Origin of the sequence: Pontiella desulfatans (genome assembly GCF_900890425.1) — a bacterium.
In the GTDB taxonomy this organism is placed as follows: Bacteria; Verrucomicrobiota; Kiritimatiellia; order Kiritimatiellales; family Pontiellaceae; genus Pontiella; species Pontiella desulfatans.
In genome coordinates this window covers 3,624,461-3,644,574 of record NZ_CAAHFG010000001.1, presented here as the reverse complement: position 1 = coordinate 3,644,574, position 20,114 = coordinate 3,624,461, and the positions used below count along the sequence as shown (strand labels likewise).

Here is a 20,114-nt window from a genome sequence, read left to right as displayed (position 1 = left end):
AGAACAAACTGATGAATCGAAGAAGCAGACCAAACATACTTTATATTTTAACCGATCAGATGCGCTCGACGGCGATGGGGTGCGCGGGCGTGGAAAAAGTTAAAACCCCGAACATTGACCGCCTGGCAGCGCAGGGCACGCGCTTTACCAATGCGGTGGCGAATACGCCGTCATGCGCACCGTCGCGCGGTACGATGCTGACCGGTTTGCATACGCTCTCGCATGGCGTGGTGAATAATGAAATCCAGTGTAAGAATGACGGACCGACCTTTGCAGGTGCCTTAACGAAGAGCGGATATAAATGCGGCTACATCGGCAAGTGGCATCTGGATGGTGGACCGCGCACCGGTTTCACACCGCCTGGACGGCGGCGACTGGGCTTCAATGATTACTGGGCGGTGGCGAACTGTACGCATGATTACATGAGTTCGTTCTATTATACCGAAGAGCCGAAACCACATTTTATTGAAGGTTATGAACCGATTCACCAGACCGATCTGGCTATTGACTACATGAAAGAAAAGGCCAAGGCGGATGATCCCTTCTTCCTGATGCTCTCCATCGGAACGCCGCATGATCCCTACCGCGAAATGCCGCCGGAGCTGCTGGAACGCTATCCGGCAGATGATGTGGAATTGATGGAGACCAACAGTATTTATGTGCCCGGCGAAATCATGCAGGCGAAGAAAGAAATCCTTGCGGGGTATTATGCCCATGTCATGGCGCTCGATGATCAGGTGGGACGCTTGGAGCAGACCTTGAAAGAGCAGGGACTCTATGAGGACACCATTGTGGTGTTCACCGCCGACCATGGCGACATGCTCGGCAATCATGAGCAGTACTATAAAAGCCAGCCGTGGCGCGAGTCGGTCGGTATTCCACTGCTGATGCGCTGGCCCGGAAACATTCCGGAAGGGCGGGTGACCGATGCGCCGATCAGTTTGATCGAGCTCACCTCTTCCCTGATTACGCTGACCGGAACTGAAATTCCCGAAGCCATGCAGGGCGATGATCTTTCTGCATTGATCCTGGGCGATGAAACGGCCGCGCCGGATTCCGTATTCATCAATTTTGCCGTCGATGTGCACTGCATTCCCGCTCCGCCGTTCCGTGGCGTGGTGACGCGCACGCACACCTACGCCGAAACTCCGGAAGGTCCGTGGGTGCTGTATGACGATAAAGCCGATCCCTTCCAGAAAAACAATCTGATCAGCTGGGCAAATCGGGACAATCCGGATGTGGCGGCGCTCCAGCAGGAGTTGCACAAAAAACTGCGCGGATGGCTGGAGCGTACGAATGATCCGTTCGACGACGGTGACACCGTCAGCGATAAATACCAGCCCGGCCACGTCGGCGGTGTCCTACCCATCGAAGATCCGCCGGACTATTTTCCTCCGCTCCCGCCGAACAGCACGGCGGCAGGTAAAGGAAGGTAACGATTTAAGGCATCATCAGAGCACCGTCCGGTTTATTCTTCAGGTCTGTTTCCGGAAGCTCTTCGGGGTCATGCCGTGTTGTTTTCTGAAGGCCGTGGCAAAGTACTGGCTGCTGGAAAACCCACAATCGAAAGCAATATCGATGATTTTTTTTGCGGGATGGTTTTTCAGCTGTCCGGCCGCGGCATCCACGCGGAGCCGGTTGAGGTACTGGACCGGTGTCTGGTTGGTGAGTTTTCGGCAATAATGAGTAAACCGCGTCACCCCGAGTCCGCAGCTTTCCGCCATACTGTCGAGCGTCCACGGTTCCGCATAGGTACTACCGAGTGAATCCAGAAAGAGCTGTACACTGCGGCGGGCATCAATCAGCGATTTACTCAGCCGGACCTCCTGTGTGCGGAAAAGTTCGAGCAGGTGAATCAGGAGTTCATTCGTATAAATGGCAATACGGGACAGGCTCTGTTTTTTACGGATGGTTTTACCGATTTCCCGGAAGCAGGTTCGGATCTCCTCTGTTGCCGGCCAGACCGGTTGTTCATTTTCGCGCAGGATGGTGGTCAGTTCTTCGAGATCATGGGGTGTAATGACGAGCCAGTCGGGCCAGGTCCAATCCTGATGGGGTTGCCGGACGCCGACGTCGATGATGATCCAGTGTAGACGTCCGATATCAATATTCGGCGCGCCGAGTTGGTGGGGTTGCCAGGGTCGGGTGATGGCCAGTGCATCCGGCTGGAGCTGCAGGGTGGTTTCTCCCACGGAAAAGGAGAGGGTGCCGGTTTCGAGAAAGGTCAGCTCAATGCCCTCATTACGATGCCAGGGCAGGCCCCAGTTTTGTTCCTGTTGGGCATCCCAGTAGCCTACTGACTGGAGGCCGGGAAGCAGGGTGTCGGGAATTGGTTCGCCCGGGTAGGAGGCCCGGCCCAGGGCCGATAGTTCAAGTGCTCCCTGTTCAACCGCCTTAATCAGCGGTTCACAGGAGTCGGCATGATAGGTTTTACCCTGTTCTTTGTAAATGGGTACGCGCTGCTGATGCATACAGCCATAGTGGCTCCTCCGTTTTGTAGACAAAAGGAAAATGTTTAAAATCCTTCACTGAAAGGTTTGGGACGAAATGGTGTTGCCCGTGCGCTACGATGCAGGCTGAATTTAAAAGGAGTCTGAAATGAAGATTGGATGTTTTGCATTGGTTCAGCCGTTTTTACCGGTTGCCGAACAATTGAAGCTGATTAAGGAAATGGGCATCGACTATGCGGATGTGACCGATAATCATGATGGGGGAAGTCTGGGGGCGGAATATGGATTTGCTGAAACGGTGAGTCTGGATAGTCATCCGGCTAAAATTAAAGCGATGGCGGCTGAGGCCGGAGTCGAGCTGACGGCCTTCTGTGCCCATGCGAATCTGCTCGATCCCGTTTCACCCGACGTCTATTCCACGCACCAGATTATCAAGGCAGTTCGTTTGGCCGCCGAGTCCGGGATCGACCACGTGATTACAACCGAAGGTGATCCAAAAACCGAATTCGGGCATAACCTGAGTCCGGAAGAGCGGATTTTCGCGATTACCGAACGTCTGCATGTTCCCATTCAGTGGGCGGAAGAGCTGGGGGTTAAACTGCTGATCGAACCGCATGGCATTGTGACCGACAGCGTCGACCAGATGGAAAAGCTGCTCGATAAACTGGGGCACGAAGAGACCGTAGGAATCTGCCTGGATACCGGAAACAGCTGGCTGGGCGGGGCGGAACCGATTGACTATGTGAAACGCTTCGGTACCCGGATTCAGCATGTGCATTGGAAAGATATGTCCGAAGTGTGGGTTGAGAAACGTGGTACTATGTATGGGTGCGGTATGGCGGTCATTCCATTGGGTGATGGCGTTGTCGACATCCCGGCGATTGTCAATGAATTGAAATCCGTTGGCTTCAATGGAGCAACCACACTTGAGATTGCCGGCGAGGAAAACGTGAAAATATCCATCGAACGTCTGCGCACCTGGATTGGATAAGGAGAGTCATCTTGAATACAACGCGCCATAATTTTTTAAAATCGTCTGCCGTGCTGGGTGCAGCCGCTGCGTTCCCGTCGATTGTTCCGTCAACCGTTTTGGGTCAGGGTGGAACAACGTTGCCGAGTAACCGGGCGACAATCGGCATTATCGGATGCGGCTCCCGGTCGCGATCCTGCGGGGAATATCTGCAGGGCGATAATGCTGAAATCGTGGCGGTATGCGATCCGTTCCTCAGTCGCCGTCAAACCAGAGCAAAAGAGTGGAACGTGCAGGATCAGTATGCGGACTTCCGGGAGGTACTGGCTCGAAAGGATATTGATGCGGTACATGTGGTGACTCCTGATCACTGGCATGTGCCGATTTCTTTGATGGCCGCGCGTGCGGGCAAGGATGTCTATTGCGAAAAACCGCTGGGGTTGAGTATTGAACAGAACCTGGCCGCACGGGCCATTACGGAAAAGCATAACCGGATTTTCCAGTACGGAGCCCAGCAGCGTTCCATGCAGCACCTTCGTATGGGTATTGAGCTGGTGCTGAATGGACATATCGGTGAGGTGAAGGATATTTATGCTTGGGCACCGGCCGGTCAGTCGGGGGGCTCCACGGAAGCCCAGCCGGTGCCGGAAAACGTGGATTATGATCTATGGCTGGGGCCGGCTCCGAAAGCACCGTTTTCTGAAGAGCGCACGTCTAACCGGGGCTCCTGGTATATTTATGATTAGGGGTATTCACTTCGCTGGACTAAGTCTGTATCTTGTGGTTTCTTCCCCTGACCGACAGGGATATTTCCTTGAACCGAACGGGTTCCATAGCGACTGCATTTTGTAGCAGACGGTAAAGCAGCATTCCCCGCGAGCGGGAAGTGCGCCGGTTGAAGCGGAACGTGTATTCGTCGAGATAGTATGCCAAATGCTCGTGACTTACTGCGCCCTGATGTGTTCCGCCAAGCCACCGCTTAAGCAAACTGGCGACTCGATGGCAAAGGGGGAGCAGGTTCGCGCCAACATCCTCGGATTTCCGAACGACTTTATGGTCGTAGCCCAAAGCTCCCAAACCATTGTACCCCTTCCACCCGTCCGTCTTCACCTGCGTACCCGGATCAACCGTTTCTCGGATGGCCCCTTCAAGGCTTTTGGATGAGGCATCGGGTATTTTTACAAGGCGAATGCGACCGACGGCCTTACCATTCTCCTGCGCCACGATCAGCACAAGGGTCTTGCCTTCGGCTCCGCGCCCCCGTTTCCCGGGCCTTGTGCCGCCTATGAAGGTTTCATCCACCTGCACGGTTCCGGCCAGTCTTTCCCGTCCCGGACGTACCATCGCCCGGCGGAGCTTGTGCAGCCACGTCCATGCGGTCTTGTAGCTTCCGAGGCCGAGAACGCGCATCAGTCCCAAGGCGCTGGCTCCGTTCTTCTGGCTTGTCACCCACCAGATCGCCCTGAACCAGGACGCCAGCGGTTTGCGGGTGCCCTCAAAGATCGTACCCGAGGTTACAGATGTTTAACGACTGCACGTCTTGCACTTGAAAAGGCCGTCTGACAGTCGCCACGACTCCCCATGGCCACAGGCCGGGCAAAGGAAGCCGTTCGGCCATCGCAATGATGCAAGATAGTCGCGACATGCTTCTTCACTTGAAAAGTTCAGTTCCAATTCTTCCAGATCCTTTGGATACGCTTCCATGAAACGTGTGTACCACAACATGTGGGTCTAGTCCATCGAAGTGAATACCCCTATTTATGATTATGCCATCGGCTTCATTGCCGGATGGGGGGCTCATCCCATCGATCAGCTGCAGTGGTGGGCCGATGCCGCCGGAAAGGGCATTCCTGCAACCTATAAAACAACCGGTGTACTGCCGACGGAAGGTCTGTTTGACACCGTAACGCACTGGGATATGGAAGCCACGTATGCCGATGGAACCCGTCTTTGGTTTACCGATAGCCAAACGGCCTTCAAAAAGCAGGCCGCGCCCGGAATTGAACAGCTTCAGAAGTTTGCAAACTGCACGCAGTTTGTGGGTGAAAAAGGCTGGGTGGCCATTTCCCGATCCGGGTTAGTGACTTCCTCGGAAGAGTTGCGCAGAAAGGCCAAAGATCCCGGAGAGATCCGGCTGTCGCAGAGTAAGCGCCATATGTTGGGCTTTGCCGACGCCGTGCTGACGCGCGAGCAACCGGTCGGTACACTTGAATCGGCGATACAGTCCGACCTTATCTGCCACATGGGCGATATCGGGGTGCGTACCGGAGAGTCACTGCGTTGGGATCCAGTGAAAGAAATGCTTGTTGGCAGTGTTGATGCCATAAAAATGATGCACCGCCCGATGCGTGCGCCGTGGAGCCTGTAGAAAATGAAACGGTCATTCCATAGGATAACGTGGCTGGCTGCGGTTCTGGGGATGCTGTCGGCGGGGCTATCGTCGGCCGCTCCCGCGCGGGTGGTGATACTGACCGGTGCAAATAATCATCAGTGGCAGGAAACAACGCCGCTCCTGAAACAAATGCTGGAAGAGGGCGGTGCCATGCAGGTGGATGTCATAACGGACCCCGAACGGCTGACCGCTGAATTTCTTGCTGATTATGAGGTGTTGGTCAGTAACTGGAACACGGCGGGCAAAAACAATAATCCACCGCCGTGGTCAGAAGAACTGAAGAAAAACTATGTTGAATTCGTGCGCAACGGCGGGGGCCATGTGGTGGTGCATGGGGGATCTTCTTCCTTCAACGAATGGGAAGATTACCTCGCCATCGGCCTGGCTACGTGGAAGCCCGGACAGACGCGCCACAAACAAGCTCATGCATTTGAACTCCGTGTTGTGGATACGAAACATCCGGTTACTCAGGGTGTGGAGCGTCAGTTGATCACCGATGAACTCTGGTATAATGCCAAGGTTCATTCCGGAGCGAAGGTGCTTGCAGAAAGCTTTTCAAAAACAACGGAGCAGTGGGAGCCGTCGGTGTTGGTCGGCACGTTCGGGCAGGGGCGTTGTTTTACGATTCTGCTGGGGCATGATGCTGAAAAAATGAATCAGGATGCCTTCCGGAAATTTTTAAAACAGGGAACGGGCTGGGCTGCGTCCTTATAAACCTCTAACATGCTAGTTTCGTGAACACCTCTTCGGAGTTTGAAACGAGGTAGGGGATATTATTAAGGGTTTAGCGCTAATGGATGATTTAAAATTATTGGAGCATGTGCCGATCTGCGCCAAGGTGGTGAGCCGCGATTTAAAACTGATGTATATGAGCAAGGCCGGGATCGAAGGGCTCAGTATTGATGATATCACTGAATTTTATGGGAAGCCCTATCCGCTCGAATTTTATCCGGATGATTTTCGCACAGAAATGATCAGCAGGCTTCAGCGGGCGGGCGAAACCGGAGAGCCGGACCTTATGGAGGGGGCGGTGAAGAATCTGGACGGTGAAGTGCGATGGTATCAGTCGAGTATCGCGCCGATTCGAGGTGCTAATGGAGAGGTGGAATCTTTTAACGTCGTTTCCATTGATACGACGAAACGTCATCTTGCAGAAGAGGCGCTCTTGAATAGTAAAAAGCAGTTGCAGGCATTGGCTTCAGAGCTCGTACTGGCTGAAGAAAAAGAGCGGAAGCGCATCGGAACACTGCTGCATGACGGGATTTGCCAGAACCTCACCTATCTTAATATTTTGCTGGAAAAGGCCGGGGAAAAGGCCGATGGCGCGGATGAAGCCCCCTGTTTGAATAAGGCAAATGAAATGCTGGGGGAAATTCAGGATGACATCCGTTCGCTCATATTGGATTTAAGTGCTCCTGAACTCCAGGAGCGGGGGCTTGAAGGGGCTGTTGAGCAGTGGTTGGCCAGACGGGTTGAAGACAGCAGTCCATTCCGAACCGAGCTTGTGTCTGAGGGGGAGCAACGTTCGCTTGATGCGGATATCGAGACACTTTTGTTCCGCAGTGTGAGGGAACTGGTGACCAATGCCGTAAAACACAGTCAGGCCGATCTGCTCATGGTAAAACTGCTTTGGGAGGTGGGCCAGCTTTGTATCATGGTCAAGGATGATGGTGTTGGTTTTCCGATACAGCACGTAGGGGAGGAGTGTAATGGACTTGGCTTATTCAGTATTCGTGAACGCATGAACCAGTTAGGCGGTTCGTTTGAAGTGAATACGGCACCGGGGAAGGGCTGCGAGGCTGTTCTCCGTGTTCCGCTGTGTTAATACCGGCTTACATCCGATTTAAACCGGTCTAAGTTGACGCTTTATAGCTGGCGGGGAAGTGCGATCGGTTGGCGGAATCGTACAATCCATTAAGAGCCGCGGGTTTGTATATTTTCTGCTGTTACACTAATTACCAAAGGAATCAGTCGGCCATGAAAGTTGCGTATAATGATAAGCTGTATTTCAATGATGATGGATCGATCCGTCTGGTGGATTACACGCTCATGCCAAAGGGAAAGAATCCATGAAGTCCCTCCATTTAAAGTTAGTCCTGGCTATCGTCTTAGTTTTTACATCGGTTTCGGTAAAAGCGCGTAAACCCCATATCGTGGTGTACTTGTCCGACGACCATTCCATGGTGGATTCCAGTCTGTATGACGAGCCCGCCGTGCCGACACCGGAAATGGAAAAGATGGCCGCCGAGGGCATGGTTTTAAATCACTGCTACGTGGCCTCGCCGAGCTGCGGACCGAGCCGAGCTGCCTTCATGACGGGCCTAATGCCTTCACGCAATGGGGCCGAACCGAACCACACGCAGCCGAAAAAAGGCTTTCATTCGCTCATTCTGGATATCAGAGCAGCAGGCTATAAAACCGCAAGCTTCGGTAAGGTGGCGCATCAGAAAGGCAAGGATACGTACGGCTTTGATTTGGTTGACCGTGATGTCAGCCACGAAGTCATGAAAAAAGGGGTGCTGGATTTTATTGCGTCTGAACCGGACGGTCAGCCGTTGGCGATCTTTGTCGGGACCTCAAACCCGCACACGCCATGGCCGATGGAAAATCCCGTGGCTCCGGATTCGGTGCGCATTCCGCCGATGTTTCCTGATACGATGCAGACCAGGGAGCACATGGCGGCCTATGTGCAGGAGGTGGTCGATTTGGATATTCTCCTGGGCGAGCTGCGGGCCATTGCAGACGAGAAGCTGGGAGATGACGTACTCTTCATCCATTCCAGCGATCACGGAGCCAACTGGTCGTTCGGGAAATGGAACCTATATGATTATGGAATTCGCGTACCGTTCATTGCCACCTGGCCGGGTAAAATCAAACCCGGCACCAAGTCAGATGCCATGGTGAGCTGGGTGGATCTCCTGCCCACGGTGATCGACGCGGCCGGGGGAACCGTGCCGGCCGATCTGGATGGCGCGTCTTTTCTGCCGGTGCTGATGGGAAAAAAGAAAGACCATCGGGATGTAATCTATACAACACATGCGGGGGATTGCCTGCGTCGGAAAACCGGTATCGTGGCCACCAACATTTATCCATCGCGCTCCATCCGAAATCGCGAATGGAAATTGATCTACAACCTGAATCCGGAAGCGGCCTTTACCTGCTGGAGCGACATTTACCGTAAGCCCGGGCGCGCAGAATACTGGAACGAATGGGCGGAGCTGATGAAAACGGACGCCAAGGTGAAGAAGCAGCTCGACCGCTATTTTAAACGTCCCGAAATCGAACTCTATCATGTAACGGAAGATCCGTGGGAAATGAAGAACCTTGCGAACAATCCGGAGCATGCCGAACGGATTGCCACCATGAAAAAGAAACTGGAAGCGTGGATGGAATCGCAGGGCGACGAACGGTTGGTCTGCGGTCCGCTGCGTCCTCTTGATCAGCCGGAAACCTGGCATCCCGATTATTTTCCGAATCATCCCCATACCGGTCTGACCGTGGGGAAGTAATAACGTATGAGAGCAGCGCTATTGAACCTTTTCCAGTTCTACAGCATATTGCTTCGCTTTTCTCCGCCCCCCTTTGACACTAATCACTTCATTCTTATACCCCTCTTTTTTAATGGTAGCTATTTTGCTGCCACGCCCTTTTGTCCCGAAAAGAGGCGTGTGCTACACCGTGTTGTGTTGCTGCATGGCGGTGTAATGCTAAATGCTGGCAGAAAACTACAAGCTGAAATGGGTTTCCTGCCTCTATTCTGGATCGGATGAGGACAAATGATGCAGATGCAGGGGTGAGGACCCGGGAACCGTTCCTTCAGGGGTTCTATATCGACGTGTGCGATGTGCCGGACCAGCCTGATGTGCCGGCCCGCGCACATGCGTTTACAGAACTGGCCGTTATCTGCGAAGGGCAGGGGATTTATTGCTGCGATGGCGATGAATATCCGGTTGCAGCCGGGGACGTTATCGTCATTCATGCCGGGCAGCGCTATGCATATCGGGAAACCCGGAAACTTTACCTGCGTCGGGTCCTGTTTGATCGTGAACAGCTTGGGCTGGACAGTCTCAATATTACCCATTTCCCCGGTTTTTATGCGCTGTTTATTCTGGATCCCGATGATTCGCCGAACGCAGGTATGGACAGTCTGCTGCATCTGGGGGAAAAACAGCTCAGGCGCACGCGGGAACTGATTGATGAGCTGCAGCGGGAACTCATAAAACAGAATCCGGGGTTTAAGATGGTGACGCAGCACCTGCTGTTGTTTCTGATCGGCAAACTCGGGCGGTGGTATAACCAGATTAACCGCAACCATCCGGAATCCGACCCGCGGATCACGCGATCCATACGCTATATGGAACAAGAGTTCTATGAAGCTCTTACGGTTGAAGAGCTGGCGCAGAAGTCGAATATGTCGGAGCGGGCGTATTACCGGGCCTTTCAGAAAGCCACCGGCGTTTCGCCGAACCAATATCTCAACAGCCTGCGGTTGTCGCAGGCGTGTGAATTACTCAAACATTCCCGGATGTCGGTCACGGAAGTGGCACTCGAGTGCGGCTTTCAAAGCGGTAGTTATATGAACCGCCTGTTTAAAAAACATCTGGATATCACGCCGCTGTCCTATCGAAAGATGAATAAGGTGTAGTTGAGTGATGGGGGACGTTTTGCGGGGACTGAAAAAACGCGATTTATGAGAGACGTGCGCGAAGCGCTTTGGAGTGCGGTGGGAAGCGAAGCGCCACACCGCTTTTTATCCGCAAAGAGCGGTGTCGCCTCGTACCTCGTTGCCACCGCACTCCAGGGCGGCTGCGCCGCTGAAAGGATCTATGATGAAAAAACCTATTTGGATTACTGCAGTGCTGTTGCTGATTGCACCGGCTCGCGCGGAATGGGGGACGGCCGAATGGATAGGCTATACGAACGATACCCGGACTGGTTCGTCTGCCGAGCGGTTGGTGCATCCTAAACGCATGAAAGAACCGGAATCCCGCCGGGTGTATGTTTCGCCCCTGTTGCGCAAAGGATTCACGGTGGACAAGCCTGTTCGCTCCGCGAGCGTCAAGGTTTGCGGACTGGGGCTGCACGAGTTGTATCTGAATGGTGAGCGAGTAGGGGATCAGGTGTTGGTACCTGCACCCACGTCGTATGACCGCCGTTCGTTTTATACTGTGTACGATGTCACCGAACATCTGCTTCAGGGAAATAACGCGCTGGGGCTTTGGCTGGGCAACGGCTTTTATGGTCAGGATTTTGCATTTGCTGCGCCGCGCCTGCTGTATGGCGCACCGAGGGCAAAGCTGCTGTTGACGGTTGAGTATACGGATGGCAGTAGAATGGAGGTACTATCGGATCTCACATGGAAGGCCGCGCAGAGCCCGATTGTTTTTGATAATCTCTACGCCGGTGAAACCTATGATGCCCGGAACGAAATTCCTTGTTGGAGCGAACCGGGCTTTGATGATGCGGCATGGAACCCCGTCGAGCAAATGGGTCCGCCGACGGATACGGTGCTGAAACAGGAGCTTGAACCGATCCGGAAAATGCGCGCGGTTCAGCCTGTTTCGGCTTGGGCAGCCGATAATGGCGACTGGATTCTGGATCTCGGTGAAAACATGGCGGGATGGATAGAGCTGAATCTGGATGAGCCACGCGGCACGGAAATCGAACTGCGTTTTGCCGAGTTGCTCATGCCGGGGCGCAAGGCGATTGATACTGCGTCGACCGGGGTTCACGCAACCGGGGTCGAGCAACGGGACATTTATATCTGTAAAGGCGGGGGCGAAACCTGGGAACCGCGCTTTACCTACCACGGGTTCCGTTATGTACAGATCAAAGGTCTATCGAAGAAGCCCGACCTCGATGATTTTACCGGCTGGTTTGTGCACACCGACCTGAAGCGTACGGGTTCGTTTGAATGCTCGGAACCGCGGATTAACACGTACTATGAGGTTTCGCTGCGAACGATCGAAGGCAATCTGCACGGACTCTTGAGCGATTGCCCGCACCGCGAACGCTGCGCATGGTTAGGCGACATGCATGTGACGGCCGAGACGATTAACATGAACTACGCAGCCAACAACCTGTGGCGGAAGCATGTGAAGGATTTTAAAACGGTGCTCGGCGTGGAAAAAACCGTGGCCCAGCATTATCCCGAGGGGCAGCAACCGGAAAAAGATCCGCGTTCACCACCGAACATTGCCTGCGGAAAACGGCTGTGCGGTCAGGCGCGCCCCGACTGGGGTATGGCCGTGGTGCTGATACCCTGGTTCAATTGGCTGTATTACGGCGATCAGGAAACGGTTGAGGATGCGTGGCCGATGATGACGGACTATATGGAATTCCTCGCGGAAACCACCGTGCATAATCATCTGATCAAAGAAGGGTACGCGTATGGCGACTGGTGCCCGCCGGGTGGCAAGGACATGATTGATACCCCGCCGCAACTGTCGGCCAGCATTTTGTATTATCGCTCTAATATTCTGATGGCTCACATGGCGAAACTGCTAGGGAAACAGGGTGAAGTGAAGCCGTATTTGGAACGGGCGGAAAGGATAAAAGCGGCGATCAACCGGAAATATTTCAACCCGGAGGATAACCATTACGGCTCGCAGACCGGTACGGCCATGGCATTGACTGCGGGGCTGGCGCCGGACGGTAAGGAAATGGCAGTAGCGGCGGGACTGAATCACCTGATTATCGAGAAGGGAGGGTACACCACCGGCATCATGGGGCATCGCCATCTCTACACGGCATTGAATGATCATGGCTTCGAAGAAACCACGGCGATGCTGTGGCAGAAGACCGACTTCCCCGGTCTGGCCTATATGACGGAGACTCACGAATTGACGACCTGGCCGGAAGTCAACTCCTTATGGATCGAAGGGGAGCGCTACAGCGGACAGTCCTTCAATCATCCGATGCAAAGCGGGTTTGCGGTGACATTCCATGAAAGCATTTGCGGTATTCGCCCGAATCCGGACTTTCCTGGTTATGAACGGTTCGTTTTGAAACCCTGCTTCCAGCCGGGACTCGAATGGGCGAAAGCGGAATATGAATCCCCCAAAGGAAAAATTTCCAGTCATTGGAAACGGCGGGGCGATAATGTGGTCTGGAGAGTAGCCGTTCCGAAGAATTCATCTGCCCGGGTAGAACTCCCGGCAGGCGTTTTGGTGAACGGAAAAACGGTCGGAGCCGACGGGTTGAACCTCGCCGCCGGCGAATGGAATCTGGACGTGAGCCGGTAGATTTTTAAAAGGATGCATGCCCGCTGTCGCTACACTACACATATTCCATTGGAGGATTAGTTCAAAATCCTGGAAAACAGAATCAAACGTTCCAAGGATTGGAAACGCCTATGCGGAGCTGCGGGCTTTTGGGGCGTCCGCCTGCTTGCGGTAAGCGAGTGGGGAGCATCCGGTCTTTTTTTTGAAGAGGCGGGAAAAATAGTAGATCGATTCAAAGCCGAGCTGTTCGGCGATGTCGGCGACGGAGAGCGGGCTGTTGCGCAGGAGGTTGCGGGCTTTGTTGAGCCGGATCTGAATTTGGAACTGTCCCGGGGGCAGGCCGGTAATCTGCTTGAAGCGCTGCCGGAATGCGGAATAACTGATGCCGAGTTTGCGGGCGAGATCCGGAATGCCGATGGTCTGTTCGGCGTTTTTCAGGATGTGCAAACGGGCCCGGCGGATGAGGGCTTCCATTTCGCGGGCTTCGGCACTGCTGCAACGAAGGTTCGCCAGGATTCTCGCCACAATCTGCGAGGTTTGCGCCGCGATAATGTGTTCGAATCCGGGCGACTGGGTCTGCGTGGCTTCGGCGATCTCGATGAACAGCCGCAGAATCTGGTCGTCGTCGCCGATTGAAAGCACTGGCTTTTTCAGTGAAAACTCGTCATGACCCATGATGCGCCGGGCCTGCTCTCCATCGAATTCCACCCAGTATTCGTCCCATCCTGTTTCCGGGTTAGGCTGGTAGCGGTGCCACTCTCCGGGATGAAGAACAAACAGGTCGCCTTCCCGGATGGTGTGTTTTCCGCCGGAACGGGATTCAAAGATGCCGCCGCCGCGCGTGATATAAACCAACGTACAGCTGTCGAGCGTTCTGTCGGTGGTTACTGACATGTGGTCATCAGGATGCTGGCCGGGAGGATATGGAGTGTTCGGTGGAATGACCGTGTAGCCGGCATCGAGGACAAACAGTCCCCATTCCTCCGCTTCGGGCGATTGCGGGAGGTAACAGGACCAGGATTTTTCAAGTTTGTTCATGAAAAGTCATAATGTGCAAAAATGATGCCATTCTGTCCATTGTGAAATGAGTGTGGCTTGCTATTTTTTGTATTCGTCAGAATTGAAAAACAGTGAGGTTGCAATGGTTGCGTTGGGTGTTTTTTTGCATGCGGTGGGCGGTTTTGCCGCGGGGAGTTTTTATCTTCCGTTGAAGAAGGTTCGCGAGTGGTCGTGGGAGAGCGGCTGGCTGGTGAACGGGTTCTTTTCCTGGATCATTGCGCCAATTGTCATGGCATTGCTGACGGTGCCTGAGCTCTTTGGTGCCATTTTGTCCGCGCCGCCCGCAGCGTTGGGGTGGACGTTTTTGTTCGGCCTGCTCTGGGGCATCGGCGGGCTGACGTTCGGGCTGTCGGTTCGTTATCTGGGCATGTCGCTCGGCTACGGGGTCGCGCTGGGATTCTGCGCGGCATTTGGCACGCTGGTTCCGGCGATCTATGACGGAAGCATCATTCGCCTGCTCACAACCGGCCCGGGCTGGGTGGTCCTGTCCGGTATTCTGGTCTGCCTGATCGGTATTGGTATCTGCGGCTATGCTGGGCACCTCAAGGAATCCGCGCTGACCAAAGAGGAGGAGGATAAACAGGACTTCCATCTTGGGCGCGGGTTGCTGGTGGCCGGTTTTGCCGGGCTGATGAGTGCCTGTATGGCGTTCGCCTTTGCGGCGGGTAAACCCATTGCCGAGGCGGCGGCCGTTTCGGGCACCGGCGCACTGTGGGTCAACAATGCCGCGCTGGTGGTGATTCTGCTTGGTGGGTTCACGACGAATGCGGTGTGGTGCGGCTATCTGCTGCGCTCAAAAGGCAGCTGGAAAGACTTTGCCGATAATGGCGCGCCGCGCACGAAAAACTTCAGTTTCGCTGCGCTCGCAGGCGTTACCTGGTATCTGCAGTTTATGTTTTACGGCATGGGGTCGACCAAAATGGGCGAATATGACTTCACCAGCTGGACGCTGCATATGTCGTTCGTGATCATGGCGAGCAATCTGTGGAGTCTCTATCTTAAAGAGTGGGAGGGCACCGGTCGCAAGACCATCGGAACGCTGGTGGCCGGGATTCTCGTTATCGCCTTTTCCACCGTACTCATTGGTCTCGGCAACTGGATGCAGGGTGCGTCGGCCGCTCACTGATCATTTCTTAAAGGAGAAGAATATTATGAAAGCAGGAATATTTTCAATTGGACTCGATACCTACTGGCCGCAGTTTGACGGGCTGCTCGACAACCTGAACGGCTATCATGCCGAGATCCGCGACCGCATCGCGGGCATGGGCACCGAGTTGGTGGATGGCGGCATGGTGGATAATGTGGAAAAGGCACACGAGGTTTCAGCGCTGTTCAAGAAAGAGGACGTCGAGGTGATCTTTCTCTTTATCTCCACCTATGCGCTCTCGTCGACCGTATTGCCGGTGGTACAGAAAACCAAAGTGCCGGTGGTGATGCTCAATCTCCAGCCGGTGGCGCAGCTCGATTACGAGAAGTTTAATGCGTTGGGCGACCGTGGTGTCATGACCGGGGTCTGGCTGGAACATTGCCAGTCCTGCTCCGTGCCGGAGCTGGCCTGCGTCTTTAACCGCACGGGAATCGACTATCACGTCGTGACCGGCTACCTGCAGGAAGAGGAAGCCTGGCAGGAAATTCGCGACTGGGTGGATGCCGCCAAGGTCGCCGCAGGCATGCGCGAAAACCGCGTCGGGATTCTCGGCCACTACTACTGCGGTATGCTCGATGTCTATTCCGACCTGACCCAGCAGTCGGCCACGTTCGGCAACCATTTCCAACTGTTGGAAATGTGCGAGGTGTTTGAGCTGCGCAACGCGGTCACGAACGAAGAGGTCATTGCCAAAATTGCTGAATTCAACGAAAAGTTCCAGGTATCGGAAGAGTGTGAACCCTCCGAAATCGAGCGTGCGGCGAAAACTTCGGTGGCCCTCGATAAACTGATCGAAAAACACAAGCTCGGTTCCATGGCCTATTACTACGAAGGGCAGGGCGAATATGAAAACATCGTCACCTCCGTCATCGCGGGCAACACGCTGCTGACCGGCCGCAATGTTCCGGTGGCCGGTGAATGCGAAGTAAAGAATGTACAGGCCATGAAGATTATGGACCTGTTCGGCGTCGGAGGTTCGTTTTCCGAATTCTACCTTTCCGACTTTGTCGATGACGTGGTTTATCTCGGCCACGACGGCCCCGCGCATTTTGCGATTGCCGAAGGACGGGTCGGTCTCGTGCCGCTGTCGGTCTATCACGGCAAGCCGGGTAAAGGGCTGTCGATCCAGATGACCGTCCAGCATGGGCCGGTCACCATTCTTTCCGTGGTAACGCGCCGCGACGGCTCCGTCTTCCTCCAGGTGGCTGAGGGCGAATCGGTTCCGGGACCGGTGCTGCAGATCGGCAATACCAACAGCCGGTATCAATTCAGCATCGGTGCCAAAGGCTTCATGAACGATTGGTCCAAAGGCGGCCCTGCGCATCATTGTGCGATCGGCGTCGGCCACATCGGCGACAAGATTGAAAAACTCGGCGCGCTGCTGGGCATCGAGGTGAATCGGGTTTGCTGATTTTGCACCAAGAGGATGGCGCTGGACTTCAATTCTTGGGCAGTAAAGTGCTATTCTATAAACCTAACGATTCACTATGTTAGGGACATGAAAAATAGACTGAATAGTATTGTTTTCTTGTTGTGTGCGTTGGGGTGTGTTGCGGGTTGTGTGAATACGGCCGACGTTGATGATTCTGAACGGAGCAACGTTTCGCTCGAAGAGCGCTTTACCCATCCGTCGGATGAGGCGAAGCCGTGGGTGTATTGGTTCTGGATGGACGGCAATATCACCAAAGAGGGAATCACCGCCGACCTGGAAGCCATGGATCGGGTAGGGATTGAGGGTGCCCTGATTATGGGCGTCGGTCTGAATACCCCGCCGGGCCCGGCCGATTTTAATTCACCGGAATGGCGCGAGCTCTACCGGCATGTCGGTGATGAAGCCCGCCGTCTCGGTATGCAGATTACGCTGCATCAGTGCGATGGCTGGGCGACCTCCGGCGGGCCATGGATTACACCGGACCGCTCCATGAAAGTGCTGGTATGGAGTTCCACTACGGTGGATGGGTCCGATGCCGAAACCATTCAGTTGAAGCAGCCCGAAGCCAAACTCGATTATTATGAGGATGTGGCTGTGTACGCCGTTCCTGCGGCGGACGATTCGCTTACTTTGCCAAAAGAAATTCAGGTGAACGGGGAAGCGCGAACCGAACTGACGGACGGCGATGGAGCGACTGCGATTGAGGAAGTCAGCGAAATAGAAATCGATCTGGGTGAAGCCCAGACCCTTTCCACGGTTCAGTTCCTGATGGAATATGATTTTCATGTGAAGCTTCAGGATACGCCGACCACGGTGTTGGTTTCGGAAGACGGCAAGACGTTCACGCCCGTGGTGGACTTTGATTTAAATGTCTGTAACCGCCGCGCGCCTCAGTTGACGGTGACTGCTTCATTTACGCCGGTGCAGGCCAAAGTTATCCGCATCAAGTGTAAAAAACCGACCTTCGGGAAAGTGGAAGGCATCGAACTGTTTTCCGGTCCGCGGGTTCACCTGTGGGAGGCCAAATGCCAGTTTGCCCGCGAGCGCGGTGAGCATGGTGGCGAGACCTTCTGGTTCGATGCCCAGAATCCCGACCTCAGTTTGCCGGGACTGGATCGCAAGAACGTTATCAACCTCACGGACAAGCTGTCAGCGGACGGAACGCTGGATTGGAAGGCCCCTGCGGGGCGCTGGATGGTCTATCGCCTGGGCATGTCGACCAATGGAAAATATGTGCAGCCGGAAACCAATGCCGGACTGGGACTGGAAGTGGATAAAATGAGTGCGGAAGCGCTGAACTTCCATTTCGATTCCTTTGCCAAAGGCATGATTGCCGAGAACAATAAGGAAAAGGGGCACCCGATCTTTTCCGTGCATTCCGACAGCTGGGAATGTGATACCCAGACCTGGACGCATGAGTTTATGCAGGAGTTTGAAAAACGGCGGGGCTATTCCATGCTGCCGTATCTGCCGGTCCTTTCCGCCGGGGTTGTGGTGGGTGGTTCGAAGGAGTCGGAACGTTTTCTCTGGGATCTGCGCCGCACGATGGCGGACCTAATCGCCGACAACTTTTATGGCGCGCTGCGTGAAAAATGCCATGAGAACGGGGTGCTGTTCCAGAGTGAGGCGGCCGGTATGCAGATGCTGGTCTATGATCCGCTGAACTATGCCGCGAAGACCGATATCTATGTCGGCGAATTCTGGAAACGCCATCCGGGGCACTATCTGCGGCCCGACTGCAAAGTGGGGGCTTCCACGGCGCACACCTATGGGCGACCCTTTGCCGCTGCAGAGTCATTTACCGCCGGGTTCGGAACCTATGGTCAGGATCTGTTTGATTTCAAGGTGCTGGGCGATCTCGCTTTCTGCGCAGGCGTCAACCGCTACATTATTCATCGCTACTGCATGCAGCCGTTCAATAATGTGGAACCTGGCATGACCTTCGGACCGTACGGGATAATTTTTGACCGCGGGCAGACGTGGTGGGAAAACGGAGCGAAGGCATTCTGCGACTATGCAACGCGTTGTCAGTCGTTGTTGCAGACCGGAACGTTTGCGGCGGATGTGATTCATTACATCGGGCATGACGCGCCGAACTATCTCGGGTTCCGCGATGAAATCTGGAATCCGATTCCGGCCGGTTATGATTTTGATGGCTGCAACCTGGAAATCCTCCAACGGCTGGACGTGGAAAAAGACGGCACATTGACGCTGCCGAGCGGGATGCGCTACCGCGTGCTGCTGCTGCCCGGCCGCGAGCACATGACGATCGAAGCCGCCCGCGAAGTGGAACGGCTGGTAAACGCCGGCGCCGTTGTGGTGGGTAAAAAGCCGCTGCGCACACCGGGGTTGCACGACTGGGAGAAAAAGGATGCCGAGCTGGCGCAGATCGTTTCCAGGGTTTGGAAGAAGGTGTCGGATGAGCCGCTGGAAACCGTGCTCAACCATATCGCGCCGCCGGACTTTGACTATGACGCACCGGAAGATGTTAAGCTGAACTATATCCACCGCTATACCGATGAGGCCGACCTCTATTTTGTCGCGAACGAAAACCCCGACGCGGCGGCGGATACCATCCTGCGTTTCCGGGTGAGCGGAAAACAACCGGAGCTGTGGGACCCCTCAACCGGGGCAATGAAGCCGGTGGAAGCCTGGCGCGAGCGCGACGGTATTACGGAGCTTCCGGTTCATTTTGATCCGGCCGGATCATGGTTCGTGGTATTCCGTAAACCGGCAAAGGCTCCGGCAGATTCGGATTTCTCGATTCCTTCTGAAACCGTTGTGACGACGTTGAAAGGGCCGTGGGCCATTACCTTCCCGCCGAACCGTCAGGCGCCGGCGAGCGTTGAGCTTCCGGAGTTGGTGGACTGGTCGACGCATTCGGACGACGGCGTGAAATATTTCTCAGGCACTGCAACGTATACCAAGACCTTTAACCGGAACGGGAAGGGCGGCATGGGGGCTGTTTTGCTGGATCTCGGCGCGGTGGAAAACATTGCGGAAGTGATCCTGAATGGAAAGGATCTGGGCACACTCTGGAAACCGCCGTTTAAGGTGGATGTGAGTGGTGCGCTGGTGGAGGGCGAAAATACGCTGGAAGTCAAGGTGACCAACCTGTGGCCGAACCGTCTGATCGGTGATCATATCCTGCATCCCGACCCGGGTCTGGAATATCGGAATGCCGGTCGGCGCAGCGTCCAGAAATTTATTCCGGACTGGGTGCGCAATGGCGGGAAAAGTCCGGTCGGCCGCACCACCTGGGTACTGTGGGATCTGCATACCATCGACGAGCCGCTGCTGCCATCCGGCCTGCTGGGTCCGGTGCAGTTGAAGCAGGTTCGATGATGTACGGGCATTGTTATATGCGGAGAAGCAGTGCTGTAGGTTTTCTGGAGGGACGATGTCCTCATCGTCCGTGGACAACGGGCCCCCTGGTTGCTC

General features: G+C 54.7%; 14 protein-coding genes and 1 pseudogene. 12 read left to right on the top strand and 3 right to left on the bottom strand.

The window, feature by feature from the left end; all coding sequences use genetic code 11:
* Positions 1-11: 11 nt before the first annotated feature.
* On the top strand, positions 12-1,436 hold the full coding sequence (locus tag E9954_RS12785) for a sulfatase family protein (protein WP_168442213.1): 1,425 nt from the start codon (positions 12-14) through the stop codon (positions 1,434-1,436).
* 39 nt (positions 1,437-1,475) lie between these two features.
* On the opposite strand, the gene E9954_RS12780 is transcribed toward E9954_RS12785, so the two are convergent.
* Positions 1,476-2,471: a helix-turn-helix domain-containing protein gene (locus E9954_RS12780; protein WP_136079550.1), complete on the bottom strand. Its 996-nt coding sequence runs from the start codon at positions 2,469-2,471 to the stop codon at positions 1,476-1,478.
* Positions 2,472-2,598: 127 nt separating this feature from the next.
* Between E9954_RS12780 and E9954_RS12775 the strand changes: the two genes are divergently transcribed.
* Positions 2,599-3,441 carry a sugar phosphate isomerase/epimerase family protein gene (locus E9954_RS12775; RefSeq protein ID WP_136079549.1) on the top strand — a complete coding sequence of 281 codons (843 nt, stop codon included), beginning with the start codon at positions 2,599-2,601 and terminating at the stop codon, positions 3,439-3,441.
* Between the two features lie 11 nt (positions 3,442-3,452).
* A complete protein-coding gene (locus tag E9954_RS12770) occupies positions 3,453-4,166 on the top strand; it encodes a Gfo/Idh/MocA family oxidoreductase (RefSeq protein ID WP_222847167.1) in 714 nt (237 codons plus the stop codon).
* A 19-nt stretch (positions 4,167-4,185) separates the two neighbouring features.
* Here the strand turns inward: E9954_RS12770 and E9954_RS12765 are convergent.
* Positions 4,186-5,124: pseudogene (locus tag E9954_RS12765) on the bottom strand (IS1595 family transposase).
* 40 nt (positions 5,125-5,164) lie between these two features.
* Between E9954_RS12765 and E9954_RS12760 the strand changes: the two are divergent.
* From E9954_RS12760 to E9954_RS12735, 6 genes are all read left to right on the top strand, one after another.
* On the top strand, positions 5,165-5,788 hold the full coding sequence (locus tag E9954_RS12760; RefSeq protein WP_136079547.1) for a hypothetical protein: 624 nt from the start codon (positions 5,165-5,167) through the stop codon (positions 5,786-5,788).
* Positions 5,789-5,791: 3 nt separating this feature from the next.
* Positions 5,792-6,526: a ThuA domain-containing protein gene (locus E9954_RS12755; protein ID WP_136079546.1), complete on the top strand. Its 735-nt coding sequence runs from the start codon at positions 5,792-5,794 to the stop codon at positions 6,524-6,526.
* A 79-nt stretch (positions 6,527-6,605) separates the two neighbouring features.
* On the top strand, positions 6,606-7,637 hold the full coding sequence (locus tag E9954_RS12750) for a PAS domain-containing sensor histidine kinase (protein ID WP_136079545.1): 1,032 nt from the start codon (positions 6,606-6,608) through the stop codon (positions 7,635-7,637).
* A gap of 244 nt (positions 7,638-7,881) precedes the next feature.
* Positions 7,882-9,321, top strand: a complete 1,440-nt coding sequence (locus tag E9954_RS12745) for a sulfatase family protein (protein WP_136079544.1) — start codon at positions 7,882-7,884, stop codon at positions 9,319-9,321.
* A gap of 257 nt (positions 9,322-9,578) precedes the next feature.
* Positions 9,579-10,457 carry an AraC family transcriptional regulator gene (locus E9954_RS12740; RefSeq protein ID WP_136079543.1) on the top strand — a complete coding sequence of 293 codons (879 nt, stop codon included), beginning with the start codon at positions 9,579-9,581 and terminating at the stop codon, positions 10,455-10,457.
* 181 nt (positions 10,458-10,638) lie between these two features.
* Complete coding sequence (locus tag E9954_RS12735) at positions 10,639-13,056, top strand: family 78 glycoside hydrolase catalytic domain (protein ID WP_136079542.1); 2,418 nt, start codon at positions 10,639-10,641, stop codon at positions 13,054-13,056.
* Positions 13,057-13,164: 108 nt separating this feature from the next.
* Here E9954_RS12735 and E9954_RS12730 read toward each other — a convergent pair whose 3' ends face one another.
* Entirely contained in the window at positions 13,165-14,073 is a 909-nt protein-coding gene (locus tag E9954_RS12730; protein ID WP_136079541.1) for a helix-turn-helix domain-containing protein, read from the bottom strand.
* Between the two features lie 103 nt (positions 14,074-14,176).
* On the opposite strand from E9954_RS12730, the gene E9954_RS12725 reads away from it, so the two are divergent.
* From E9954_RS12725 to E9954_RS12715, 3 genes are all read left to right on the top strand, one after another.
* Positions 14,177-15,220, top strand: coding sequence for an L-rhamnose/proton symporter RhaT (locus E9954_RS12725; protein WP_136079540.1), 1,044 nt, complete (start codon positions 14,177-14,179; stop codon positions 15,218-15,220).
* 25 nt (positions 15,221-15,245) lie between these two features.
* Positions 15,246-16,652, top strand: a complete 1,407-nt coding sequence (locus E9954_RS12720) for an L-fucose/L-arabinose isomerase family protein (RefSeq protein WP_136079539.1) — start codon at positions 15,246-15,248, stop codon at positions 16,650-16,652.
* Positions 16,653-16,739: 87 nt separating this feature from the next.
* The gene (locus tag E9954_RS12715; protein WP_168442212.1) at positions 16,740-20,018 is read left to right on the top strand and encodes a glycosyl hydrolase; all 3,279 of its coding nucleotides are present in this window, start codon (positions 16,740-16,742) and stop codon (positions 20,016-20,018) included.
* Positions 20,019-20,114 lie beyond the last annotated feature (96 nt).